The following is a 10,960-nucleotide window of genomic DNA, read 5'->3' as shown; positions in this document are numbered from 1 at the left end:
GGTGGTGTTGCGGTCGATCATGCGCGTGAACACGCCGCCCAGCGTCTCGATGCCGAGCGACAGCGGGGTCACGTCGAGCAGCAGCACGTCCTTGACGTCGCCCTGCAGCACGCCCGCCTGGATCGCGGCGCCGATCGCGACAACTTCGTCGGGGTTGACGCCGGTGTGCGGTTCCTTGCCGAAGAAGTCCTTCACGACCTCGCGGACGCGCGGCATGCGCGTCATGCCGCCGACGAGGACGACCTCGTCGATCTCGCTGGCGCTGACGCCCGCGTCCTTGATCGCCTTCTTGCACGGTTCGAGGGTGCGCTTGATCAGATCCTCGACCAGCTTTTCGAGGTCGGCGCGGGTGATCGTCTTGACGAGGTGCTTCGGCCCGTTCGCATCGGCGGTGATGAAGGGCAGGTTGACCTCGGTCGACTGCGCGGTCGACAGCTCGATCTTCGCCTTTTCGGCGGCTTCCTTGAGGCGCTGCAGCGCGAGCTTGTCGTTGCGGAGGTCGATGCCCTCGTCCTTCTTGAACGCGTCGGCGAGATATTCGACGATCTTCGCGTCGAAATCCTCGCCGCCGAGGAAGGTGTCGCCGTTGGTCGACTTCACCTCGAACACGCCGTCGCCGACCTCGAGGATCGAGATGTCGAAGGTGCCGCCGCCAAGGTCATAGACCGCGATCGTCTTGTTCTCGGTCTTGTCGAGGCCATAGGCGAGCGCGGCCGCGGTCGGCTCGTTGATGATGCGCAGCACTTCGAGGCCCGCGATCTTGCCGGCGTCCTTGGTCGCCTGGCGCTGGGCATCGTTGAAGTAGGCAGGAACGGTGATGACCGCCTGCTCGACCTTCTCGCCGAGATAGGCCTCGGCGGTTTCCTTCATCTTCTGGAGGATGAAGCCGCTGATCTGCGACGGCGAATAATCCTCGCCGCCCGCCTTGACCCACGCGTCGCCGTTGCTGCCCTTGACGATGGTATAGGGGACGAGCTCCATGTCCTTCTTGGTCATGGGGTCGTCGAAGCGGCGGCCGATCAGGCGCTTCACCGCGAAGATGGTGTTTTCGGGGTTGGTGACCGCCTGGCGCTTGGCCGGCTGCCCGATCAGGCGCTCGCCGTCCTTTGCGAAGGCGACGATCGACGGCGTCGTCCGCGTGCCTTCGACATTTTCGATAACCTTGGGCTTGCCGCCTTCCATCACCGCGACGCAGCTGTTCGTGGTGCCGAGGTCGATCCCGATCACTTTTGCCATGGGTATTACGTCCTTGTTGCTTGTCCGGCGCCCTAATCAGGCACGCCTTATGTTGATTTGATGCGGGCGATATAGGTGCGCTTTGGCTTGGCACAAGGGTTTCGACCGCTTATCTGGAATGCGAAAATTGCCGCATTTCGGGAGTCCTCAGCACATGAAGCCCATCGCACGCCGTACCCTCGCCCGAACCGCTCTCGCTGCCGCCCTTGCCGCCGCCGCGCCGACGCTGACCGCGTGCGGGGAGAATCTGGGCGCGGGGCCGCAGCTCAACGTCGTCAGCGGCTATATCCAGATGGGCGCGAGCCCCGACAGCCCTGCCGCGGGTTATTTCACCGTCACCGGCGGCCCGCGCGACGTGCAGCTGATGGCCGTGACCGCCGACCTCGCGCAGCGCGTCGAAATGCACGAGAGCGTGAAGGAAAATGGCGTCGTCACGATGAAGCCGCTGGCGAGCGCGCCGGTGCCCGCCAAAGGCAAGCTCGAATTCAAGCCCGGCGGCAAACATCTGATGATCTGGAACATCAACCCCGCCGCGGTGCGCGCGGGCAAGCTGCCGATGGCGTTCGTCTTCACCAACAACAATAACGAGCGCATCCTGTTCGATCTGGTGATCAAGCCGGCGCCTGTGGCGCCTGCGGGCGAAGCCACGATGGATCACAGCAAGATGGATCATGGCGCGATGGATATGGGCGGAGGTTCCCCGGCGGCGGACGCTGCGAAGAAATAAGCGCGTGATCGCCGCCTGCATCGTCATTGCGAGCGAAGCGAAGCAATCTCCAGCCATCGGCCGTTACGAGCGGCCTCTCGCTGGAGATTGCTTCGTCGCTACGCTCCTCGCAATGACGGGGCCTTGATGCCGCGCCCTTCGCGTCCTCTCACCGCAGGCGAGATCATGCTCGCGCGTAGCGTGTTCGGCGATGCGATCGACTATGCGCGCGTGCGGGTGCGCCACTATAAATGGATATTCTTCCAGCCGCGCCGGATCGTCATGGCGCCGATGGGCGACCTGCACTTCCACCCGAAGGGCGGCGTCTATTGCGACGATTTCTCCTGCCCGGCGGGCGAGCGCGAGGAGGAACTCAAGGCCAAGGGGCTGTTCCTCCACGAAATGACGCATGTCTGGCAGGCGCAGCGGCGCGGGCGCTGGTATCTGGTGCTGATGCGCCATCCCTTCGCGACCTATGACTACAGCCTGAAGCCCGGCTGGCCGCTGCATCGCTACGGGCTCGAACAGCAGGCCGAGATCGTGCGGCATTACTGGCTGCTGACGCAGGGCGTGACGATCGGTGGCGCACCGGGCGTCGAAGCCTATCGGGCCATCCTGCCCTTTGCGGGAAGCGGGGCGGGGTAACGGGTTCCGGCCGGAACGCGGCCCTCTGCATCTCATAAGGTCGTCATTCCCGCTTTCGCGGGAATGACGAAGAGGAGGATTCTCGGCTTCCCACTCCAAAGCCGCCTCATCCTGACCAAATAGCGACCAGGACCAATCGACATTCAGCCCTGGCGGCCTGCAAATGGCGGCCTTTCGTGCTTCCGGGCTCACGTGCCGCAAGCGCGCTGCGCTCCGGGTCCCGAAAACCCACCATTTTCGGCTCGCCATCTTCTGAATGTCGATTGGTCCTAGCCAAGCCTGCGCTGTTCGTCCTATGTTCCGATCATGGATACCCCCTTGTTGATCGTCGGCGTTATCGCTCTCCTTCTCGGAGGCCTGATCGGTTGGCTGCTCGCCGGGCGGCAGGCGGGAGCGCTCAAGGCCGAGCGTGACGGCTTGGCGGAGCGGTTCAAGGTGGCGGTCACCGACCTTGCGGCCGAGGCCGAGGCGCGCAAGGCCGCCGATCTGCAGCTTTCGGCGCTGCTTGCCGAGCAGAAGGCGCGCGACGCCGCGCACGACGCGCAGATCGCGCAGCTTCAGGGTGCGCAGGCGGCGCTGACCGCGCAATTCCGCGAGGTGGGGCAGGCGATGCTCGGCGAGGCGCAAAAGGCCTTCCTCGAGCGCGCCGACGCGCGCTTCCGCCAGAGCGAGGAAAGCGCGGGGCAGAATCTGACGGCGCTGCTGTACCCCGTCCACGAGCGGCTGCAGAAATATGAGGAGGCGGTCGGCAAGGTCGAGGCCGAGCGCCGCGACGCCTTCGGCCTGCTCCACGGCCAGATCGCCGCGATGCGTGAGGGGACCGAGCGGGTGTCGAGCGAGGCGGCGAAGCTCGTCAACGCGCTCCGCAACGCGCCCAAGGCGCGCGGGCGCTGGGGCGAGCAACAGCTTCGCAACGTCCTCGAAAGCTGCGGCCTTTCCGAACATGCCGATTTCCAGACCGAGGTCAGCGTCGCCGATGGCGAAGGCGGGCGGCTCCGCCCCGATGTCGTCGTCAAGGTGCCCGGCGGGCAGAGCCTGATCATCGACGCGAAGGTGTCGCTCAACGCCTATCAGGATGCGTTCGGCGCGGTCGACGAGGGCGAGAAGGCGGGGCACCTTGCCGCGCACGCCGCGGCGATGAAGGCGCATGTCAATCTGCTCGGCGCCAAATCCTATTGGAACCAGTTCGACGACACCCCCGATTTCGTCGTGATGTCCGTCCCCGGCGAGCATGTCCTCGCCGCGGCGCTCGATCAGGATCACGAGCTTTGGGATTATGCGTTCGAGCGCAAGGTGCTGCTCGCGACCCCCACCAACCTGATCGCGATCGCGCGCACCGTCGCGGCGGTGTGGCGGCAGGAAAAGCTCGCGGGACAGGCGCGCGAGATCGCGGCGCTGGGCAAGGAGCTTTATGCGCGCATGTCGGTGATGGGCGCGCATATTGCGCGCGTCGGCAAGAATCTCGACCAGGCGACGGGGGCGTACAACGCCTTCGTCGGCAGCTTCGAATCGCAGGTGCTGACGCAGGCGAAGCGCTTCGAGGCGCTCGACGTCGAAACCGGGGACAAGGAGATTCCGGTGCTGCCCGCCGCCGAGCAGACCGCGCGCCCGCTGGCGAAGCTGGCCGCGGCGCCCGCCGCGGTGAACGACGGGGAATAGCTGGCCTGTCCCTGAACTACGTTCGCCCTGAGCCTGTCGAAGCCTGTCCCGAGCGACGCCGCAGGCGGTGTCGAGGGGGTCGTTCTTTCTTGAAGAAAGAAGGACGGTGCTTCGACAAGCTCAGCACGAACGGATCAACGGGATGCGTGGCCCTGCGTTAGATGACCCGCTTTAGCACCGCGGACTTACCGTCCTTGCCGGTCAGCAGCATCGTGCCGTCCGACGGAAATTCGATCCTGACCGGCCCCTGCATCAGGTCGAGGAAGGCGCGTTCCTGCTCCATCGCCGGGCCGGGGCACGCCATCATCGTCGCGGCGAGCGGCCCGGCGGTGAGCAGACCGTCCTCGACCTTGTAGCCGCCGCCGAAGCGGTTGCACCCTGCGCTGCCGCTGAGCCGCGTGCCGTCGAACGCCAGCGAGGTCGGCCTGTCCGCCGCCACCGGGGTTCCTCCGATCGACACGAAGCTCCAGTTCGACCCCGCGAGCGTGTCGGGCGGCAGGATATTGCCGCCGCAGCCTTCGACGCGCTTGCCGTCGGCGATCACGCGCACCGTGTCGGCGTAGCGCCGGTCGCTCATCCCGTCGCTGCACGGCGCGTGCTTGATCACGACCGCGAGGCGCCCTGCGGCATAGGTTTCGCCGTTCATCGACGGCGTCGCGCCGGGGTTCGGCACGGCGATCTTCGTCTCGCCATAGTCACCGGCATAGTTCAGCCGCTCGGGCGTGATCTCGAGCGTCCAGCCGGGCTCGGTGCCGACCGCCATATAGGCTGCGGACGGTACGGGCTTTTCGCCGGGGGCCTGCGGGGCGCCCGACGCGGCGCAGCCGGCAAGGACCAGCGGCAGGGCGATGAGGGGGAGGAACTTCGACATCATGATCTCCTGAACGCTCGCTTCAACACTCAGCCGTTTGCCCTGAGCTTGTCGAAGGGCCACCCTCTCATAAAAGGACGGTGCTTCGACAAGCTCAGCACGAACGGCTTGGGGTATCGAATCGAGCCAAATTTGCTCGCATCGAGCGGAAAACGAAAAGCCCCTTAGGGAGAGCCTGCTGGGCCCAAGCTGAACGGCATGGCCAAGTGCCGTTCAGCTTCGCCGCTGGTTCAGCACCTCATAGGCCATCACCGCTGCGGCGACCGCGGCGTTGAGGCTGTCGGCCTTGCCCATCATCGGCATCTTCACGCGCACATCGGCGGCGGCGGCATAGCTCTCGGGCATTCCCTGCGACTCGTTGCCGATCAGGAGGAAGGTCGGTGCGGCGTAGCGCACCGCCTGATAATCCTTGCTGTCCTCGCCAAGCCAGGTCGCGACCAGTTCGCCGCGCCCGCTCCGCAGCCAGGGGAGAAACGCGTCCCATCGCGCCTGCACGAGAGTCTGGGTGAAGATCGCTCCCATGCTCGCGCGCACCGCCTCGACCGCATAGGGATCGGTGCTCTCGTCGAGCAGGATCAGCCCGCCCGCGCCGACCGCGTCGCCGGTCCGCAGCATCGTGCCGAGGTTGCCCGGATCGCGCAGCCGCTCGGCGACGAGCCAGATCGGTGCGGCATCGCGGTCGAGGTCGGCGAGGGCGGCCTTCGGCTCGGCGTAGATGCCGACGATCGTTTGCGGATTGTCCTTGCCCGACAGTTTGGAGAGGATCGCGGGGGTCGTGTCGATCACCTCGCCGCCGTTCGCGAGCGTCGCCTCGACGAGCGCTTTCGCGAGCGGATGCGCGGCGGCGTCCTCGTTGGCGAGGAACAGCCATTGCGGCAATATACCGGCCTCGCGCGCCTCGGTCGCGATGCGCAGCCCCTCGGCGAGGAACAGCCCTTCGGCGCGGCGATGCCGCTTTTCGCGCAGCAGGCGCATCCGCTTGATCAGCGGATTGGAGAGGCTTTCGATGCGGGCGCGGCGATGGGTCATATGTCCGCTTTCCCGTGCCCCTCTTGAAGGGAATCGTCATTGCGAGCGGCGAAGCCGCGCGGCAATCCAGAGCCTGCGTAAACCGCCCTGGATTGCTTCGCTGCGCTCGCAATGACGAAGTGTAACGAGTGCGGATTGAAAAGGAGAGGGCAGATGCCCCCCTGCCTTCGCAGGGGCACGGAGCGCGAGAAAAAGCCGCGCACCATCAATCCTCGCCGAAGCTGTCCTTGACCAGCCCGACCAGCTTGAGCAGTGCGGCGTCGGCGCCTTCGCCCTTGGTGTGGATCGTGATGCTGTCGCCCTTTGCGGCGCCGAGCATCATCAGCCCCATGATCGACGTGCCGTTGACGCGCGATCCGCCCTTCTCGACCTCGACGCTGACCGTTTCGGGCAGGCGGCTGACGAAGGTCACGAACTTGGCGCTCGCGCGCGCGTGCAGCCCGCGCTGGTTGGTGATCTCGACCGTCTCGCTATTCTCGCTCATGGTCCCACTCCCAGCATCTCCGATGCGACGGAGATATATTTCTGGCCCGCTTCCTTGGCCGCGATCACCGCGGCGCGCAGGTCCATCGCCTTGCGGGCGCTTTCCAGCCGGATCAGCATCGGCAAATTGACCCCCGCGATCACTTCGGTCCGCCCGCTTTCAAGCAGGCTGATCGCGAGGTTCGACGGGGTGCCGCCGAACAGGTCGGTCAGCATGATCACGCCGCGGCCTTCGTCGACCTTGCGGATCGCGTCGGCGATTTCCTTGCGTCGCATTTCCATATTGTCGTTGGGGCCGATGCAGACCGTCGCGACGGCGCGCTGAGGGCCGACGACATGCTCCATCGCGCGCACCATCTCTTCGGCGAGGCGGCCGTGGGTGACGAGAACCATTCCCAGCAGCGGCAGAGCTTTATCGACGGGCATGAACTCGCGAACCCTTATGATTGTCGGTCGCCGGCGGACGATGCCGGCGGGGGCTTGCCCTCAAGCCCATCTTGCGGGGCGGAGTCAAGGTTGCGGTGGGTGAGGGTCGGCGCGTGCCCCGCGGCGCGCAGCGTCTTCGCGACCCGGTCGGCGACATGGACCGAGCGGTGGCGGCCGCCGGTGCAGCCGAAGGCGATGGTGACATAGCTCTTGCCCTCGGCGCGGTAGCGCGGGAGCAGGGTGAGGATCAGCCGTTCGATCTGCGAGACGCTGTCCTCATAGGCGGGATCAGCCATGACATAGGCCGCGACCTCGCGGTCGAGCCCGGTGCCGGGCTTGAGCTTCGGGTCCCAGTGCGGATTGCGGAGGTAGCGCATGTCGAACACCAGATCGGCGTTGCGGGGCAGGCCGCGCGCGAAGCCGAAGCTCAATATGTTGAGCACCGGCTCGCCTTCCTCCGCATCGCCGAAGCGCTGGCGGATTTCCTGCTGCAGGTCGTTGCTCGAATAGTTGGTCGTGTCGATGACATGCTCGGCCCAGCGGCGGAGCGGCTCCATCAGTTCGCGCTCGCGCGCGATGCCGTCGGCGGCGGGGCGGTCCTCGGCGAGCGGGTGGCGGCGGCGCGTTTCGGAGAAGCGGCGTTCGAGTTCGGCGCCCGCGCAGTCGAGGAACAAGGTCTGGATGTCGCGCCCGCCATCCTCGCGCAGATCCTTGATCCGCTTGACGAGCCTGGCGGGCTTGAAGCCGCGGCTGCGGCTGTCGATCCCGACCGCGATCGGCCGGTTCGCCTCGCTGCGCTTCGCGGGCGCGTCGATCAGCGCCTCGAGCAGCGCGAGCGGCAGATTATCGACGACCTCCCAGCCCAGATCCTCGAGCACCTTGAGCACGGTCGACTTGCCCGCACCCGACAGGCCGGTGACGAGAAGCAGGCGCGGTTCGGCGGCCGTGCTGCTCATCGTTCGGGCGCCAGCCGTTCGAGCGCGAGCAGGATCTTGATCGGCGCCGAGGCCTCGAAAGCCGAGAGCAGCAGCGCGGGCAGCGGGTGGCCGGCGACCGTCTCGACCTGATTCACCGAAGGCATCCGGTCGTAACGGTCGGTCAGCCGCACCGCGAGCGCCAGCGGGACGGGGGCGGTCCACGGCTTGTCGACGATGCCGATCCCGCGCACCTCCAGCTTGCCCGCCAGAATTTCGGGCGGACGGCACCACAGCCGCTCGCGGTCGTACCAGATGTCGCAGCGGTCGTCGGCGACGAGCCGCGCGCCGCGGTCGATCAGGCGGAGCGCGAGGTCGGACTTGCCCTGCCCCGGATTGCCGAGAATGAGCACGCCGCCATTGCCCGCCGCGACGCAGCTCGCATGGATATTCTGGATCTCGGGCTTGGTCCGGCTCGGAAACATCGCGCAGGCTTACCGGCGATGCTGCGGTGTCGCAAGGCGACAAACCGATTTCGGGAGGGGCATTTGTCCCAGGGCGGGCGGTCAGCCGGCTTCGCCCGATCCTTCGCGTGCGGGCAGGGTGATCAGCAGGCTCGCGCCGGGCTTGCCGTCGTCGCGGTCGCGCGCCGAAATCGTCCCGCCATGCCCCTCGATGATCGTCCGCGCGATGGCGAGGCCGAGGCCGCTGTGGCGCCCGAAGGCCTCGCCGTCGGGCCGCTCGCTGTGGAAGCGGCGGAAGATCGCCTCGCGCTGCGCGGGGTCGATGCCGGGGCCGTCGTCGTCGACGCGGATATGCACCTCGTCGCCCAGCCGCGTCGCGGCGGTGCAGACGAGCCCGCCTTCGGGCGAAAAGCTGATCGCATTGTCGATCAGATTGTCGATGGCGCGTTCGAGCCGGTGCCCGTCGCCCATCACGGTCGTCGTCCCCTTGCGCGGCCGCGCGACGGCGATGCGCGGGAGCGGCTTGCCCGGATTCTTGCCGGCCGCCGCGCGCGCGGCGCGGCCCGCGAGCATCGATTCGATCATCAGCCCGATATCGACGGGCTCGAACAGGGTACGCGACAACTGCGCGTCGATCCGGCTCGCGTCGCTGATGTCGGTGACGAGCCGGTCGAGCCGCCGGACGTCCTCGTCGGCGATCGCGAGAAGCTGCGCGCGCTGCTCGTCGGTCTTGACGCGCCCCAGCCCCTCGATCGCCGAGCGGACCGAGGCGATCGGGTTCTTGAGCTCATGGGTCACGTCGGCGGCGAAATGTTCGCCGGCGTCGATGCGCTCGCGCAGGGCCTGCGTCATGTCGCTGAGGGCGCGGGCGAGGGTGCCGATCTCGTCGCGGCGGCTCGGCAGGCGCGGCACGACGACCTCGCGCGCGCGGCCGAGGCGGACGCGCACCGCGGCGCGCGCGAGCTTGCGCAAGGGGCGGACGATCGTGCGCGCGAGGAACAGCGACAGCAGCACCGATGCGACCAGCACCATCGCGACGACCACCGCGAGGCGGAAACGCTCGGCGCGCACCGTCTTGGTGATGTCGCGCGCATTGAGCGTCATCAGCATCGCCTCGGGCGTGTCGAGATCGACGATCCGCGTCGCGCTGAGCAAAGGCGTGCGTTCGGGGGCATAGCGGAACCGGCTCGCCGCCTTGCCCGTCTCCAGCGTCGCTGCAACCTCCGGCCACGCATCGCCGCGATCGACCTTCGGTTCTTCGAATGCGGGATAGGACGGGGCGCCGACGATCCAGTCGATGCCGCGGTCCATCGCACGCGCAGCGTCGCGCTGCCAGGCCTGCAAATCCGGGTCGCGCAGCGTGTAGGTCGGCGGGGCGTGTGCGAAGCTGTCGTCGATCTTGCGCCCGCTCGCGTCGTAGAAGCGCAGCCGCGATTCGGTCGCGCGGGTGAATTCGGCGATCAGATGCTGGCGCTGGTCGGGCCGTGCCGCCTCGAGCGCCTCGTCGAGGATCGCGAGCTGGTCGCCCATCACGTCCATCCGCGTGTCGATCAGCCGGCTGCGATAGGTGTCGAGGTAAAAGAAGCCGCCGCCGAACAGCACGATCGCGAGGATATTGACGGCGAGGATGCGCGTCGTCAGCGACCAGCGCGCCGACCAGACGAGCGGCGCTTCCTCCTGCTCGCCGATGCTCGCGTCGGCACCGGCTCTGGCGCCGCCCCTAGCCATCGTCGGAAAAGCGGTAGCCCGCCCCATAGAGGGTGGCGATCGCGTCGAATTCGGGATCGGCCTCGCGGAACTTGCGGCGCAGGCGCTTGATATGGCTGTCGATCGTGCGGTCGTCGATATAGACATCGTCCTGATAGGCGGCGTCCATCAGCTGGTTGCGGCTGCGCACGATGCCGGGGCGCGAAGCGAGCGTTTCGAGGATCAGGAATTCGGTGACCGTCAGCGTCACATCCTTGCCGTCCCAGCTCACCTTGTGGCGTGCGGGGTCCATCTGCAGCCGCCCGCGCGTGATCGGTTCGGCGACGGGCTCGTCCTCTTCGCTCGGCGGGGCGCGGTTGAGTTCGACGCGGCGGAGGATCGCGCGGATGCGCGCGATCACCAGCCGCTGCGAGAAGGGCTTGGCGATATAATCGTCGGCGCCCATCGCAAGGCCGAGTGCTTCGTCGATCTCGTCGTCCTTGCTGGTCAGGAAGATGACCGGAAGCTGGCTCTTTTCGCGCAGCCTGCGGAGCAGTTCGAGCCCGTCCATCCGCGGCATCTTGACGTCGAAGACCGCGAGGTCGGGCGGATTGTCGATCAGCGGCTTCAGCGCTGCCTCGCCGTCCGAATAGACGCGCGTGACGAACCCCTCGGCCTGCAGCGCGATCGACAGGGATTGCAGGATGTTGCGGTCGTCGTCGACCAGCGCGATGGTTGCCGTCATGCTCTTTCCATTGGGCGGACCCGGCGGTCCAACTAGCCGATCTGCCGCCCAGCGACAACCGCGCACGGCCCGCCCGCGATTCACCCTTTAATCTTT

The 10,960-nt window shown here is 67.0% G+C and carries 12 protein-coding genes; 3 read left to right on the top strand and 9 right to left on the bottom strand.

Features of this window, described 5'->3' with window-relative positions:
* Nucleotides 1–1,236: molecular chaperone DnaK (gene dnaK / locus ACE3SL_RS12855; RefSeq protein ID WP_374526135.1), on the bottom strand; the 1,236-nt coding region annotated here is incomplete at its 3' end.
* Between the two features lie 154 nt (nucleotides 1,237–1,390).
* Between dnaK and ACE3SL_RS12850 the strand changes: the two genes are divergently transcribed.
* From ACE3SL_RS12850 to ACE3SL_RS12840, 3 genes are all read left to right on the top strand, one after another.
* Complete coding sequence (locus ACE3SL_RS12850) at nucleotides 1,391–1,963, top strand: copper chaperone PCu(A)C (protein ID WP_374526134.1); 573 nt, start codon at nucleotides 1,391–1,393, stop codon at nucleotides 1,961–1,963.
* Nucleotides 1,964–2,089: 126 nt separating this feature from the next.
* Nucleotides 2,090–2,587 carry a vgr related protein gene (locus ACE3SL_RS12845; protein WP_374526133.1) on the top strand — a complete coding sequence of 166 codons (498 nt, stop codon included), beginning with the start codon at nucleotides 2,090–2,092 and terminating at the stop codon, nucleotides 2,585–2,587.
* A 306-nt stretch (nucleotides 2,588–2,893) separates the two neighbouring features.
* Nucleotides 2,894–4,246 (top strand): DNA recombination protein RmuC, encoded by a 1,353-nt coding sequence (locus ACE3SL_RS12840; RefSeq protein ID WP_374526132.1) that lies wholly within the window; start codon nucleotides 2,894–2,896, stop codon nucleotides 4,244–4,246.
* A 157-nt stretch (nucleotides 4,247–4,403) separates the two neighbouring features.
* On the opposite strand, the gene ACE3SL_RS12835 is transcribed toward ACE3SL_RS12840, so the two are convergent.
* The 8 genes from ACE3SL_RS12835 to ACE3SL_RS12800 all read right to left on the bottom strand — a co-directional run bounded on the left by ACE3SL_RS12835 (nucleotide 4,404) and on the right by ACE3SL_RS12800 (nucleotide 10,864).
* A complete protein-coding gene (locus tag ACE3SL_RS12835; protein WP_374526131.1) occupies nucleotides 4,404–5,120 on the bottom strand; it encodes an META domain-containing protein in 717 nt (238 codons plus the stop codon).
* A gap of 210 nt (nucleotides 5,121–5,330) precedes the next feature.
* Entirely contained in the window at nucleotides 5,331–6,146 is an 816-nt protein-coding gene (locus tag ACE3SL_RS12830; protein ID WP_374526130.1) for a TrmH family RNA methyltransferase, read from the bottom strand.
* Nucleotides 6,147–6,351: 205 nt separating this feature from the next.
* Entirely contained in the window at nucleotides 6,352–6,630 is a 279-nt protein-coding gene (locus tag ACE3SL_RS12825; protein WP_257547584.1) for an HPr family phosphocarrier protein, read from the bottom strand.
* Nucleotides 6,627–7,031: a PTS sugar transporter subunit IIA gene (locus tag ACE3SL_RS12820; RefSeq protein WP_374526137.1), complete on the bottom strand. Its 405-nt coding sequence runs from the start codon at nucleotides 7,029–7,031 to the stop codon at nucleotides 6,627–6,629. Before ACE3SL_RS12820 ends, ACE3SL_RS12825 begins: the two co-directional genes overlap by 4 nt.
* 38 nt (nucleotides 7,032–7,069) lie before the next feature.
* Nucleotides 7,070–8,011, bottom strand: a complete 942-nt coding sequence (gene rapZ, locus ACE3SL_RS12815; protein WP_374526129.1) for an RNase adapter RapZ — start codon at nucleotides 8,009–8,011, stop codon at nucleotides 7,070–7,072.
* On the bottom strand, nucleotides 8,008–8,454 hold the full coding sequence (locus ACE3SL_RS12810) for an HPr kinase/phosphorylase (protein ID WP_374526128.1): 447 nt from the start codon (nucleotides 8,452–8,454) through the stop codon (nucleotides 8,008–8,010). Before ACE3SL_RS12810 ends, rapZ begins: the two co-directional genes overlap by 4 nt.
* Before the next feature lie 81 nt (nucleotides 8,455–8,535).
* Nucleotides 8,536–10,161 (bottom strand): ATP-binding protein, encoded by a 1,626-nt coding sequence (locus ACE3SL_RS12805; protein WP_374526127.1) that lies wholly within the window; start codon nucleotides 10,159–10,161, stop codon nucleotides 8,536–8,538.
* Nucleotides 10,154–10,864, bottom strand: a complete 711-nt coding sequence (locus tag ACE3SL_RS12800) for a response regulator (RefSeq protein ID WP_374526126.1) — start codon at nucleotides 10,862–10,864, stop codon at nucleotides 10,154–10,156. Before ACE3SL_RS12800 ends, ACE3SL_RS12805 begins: the two co-directional genes overlap by 8 nt.
* Nucleotides 10,865–10,960: the final 96 nt, after the last annotated feature.

The sequence above is a fragment of the Sphingopyxis sp. genome, from assembly GCF_041916015.1.
Taxonomy (GTDB): domain Bacteria; phylum Pseudomonadota; class Alphaproteobacteria; order Sphingomonadales; family Sphingomonadaceae; genus Sphingopyxis.
The sequence above is the reverse complement of the archived record's forward strand: the minus strand, read 5'-3'. Positions and strand labels throughout refer to the sequence as shown.

Bases quoted from the DNA above. Each gene is read 5' to 3' on its own strand.
- ACE3SL_RS12845 (WP_374526133.1), top strand. From the start codon at position 2,090: ATGCCGCGCCCTTCGCGTCCTCTCACCGCAGGCGAGATCATGCTCGCG.
- ACE3SL_RS12805 (WP_374526127.1), bottom strand. From the start codon at position 10,161: ATGGCTAGGGGCGGCGCCAGAGCCGGTGCCGACGCGAGCATCGGCGAG.
- ACE3SL_RS12835 (WP_374526131.1), bottom strand. From the start codon at position 5,120: ATGATGTCGAAGTTCCTCCCCCTCATCGCCCTGCCGCTGGTCCTTGCC.
- ACE3SL_RS12800 (WP_374526126.1), bottom strand. From the start codon at position 10,864: ATGACGGCAACCATCGCGCTGGTCGACGACGACCGCAACATCCTGCAA.
- ACE3SL_RS12830 (WP_374526130.1), bottom strand. From the start codon at position 6,146: ATGACCCATCGCCGCGCCCGCATCGAAAGCCTCTCCAATCCGCTGATC.
- rapZ (WP_374526129.1), bottom strand. From the start codon at position 8,011: ATGAGCAGCACGGCCGCCGAACCGCGCCTGCTTCTCGTCACCGGCCTG.
- ACE3SL_RS12840 (WP_374526132.1), top strand. From the start codon at position 2,894: ATGGATACCCCCTTGTTGATCGTCGGCGTTATCGCTCTCCTTCTCGGA.
- ACE3SL_RS12825 (WP_257547584.1), bottom strand. From the start codon at position 6,630: ATGAGCGAGAATAGCGAGACGGTCGAGATCACCAACCAGCGCGGGCTG.
- ACE3SL_RS12850 (WP_374526134.1), top strand. From the start codon at position 1,391: ATGAAGCCCATCGCACGCCGTACCCTCGCCCGAACCGCTCTCGCTGCC.
- ACE3SL_RS12810 (WP_374526128.1), bottom strand. From the start codon at position 8,454: ATGTTTCCGAGCCGGACCAAGCCCGAGATCCAGAATATCCATGCGAGC.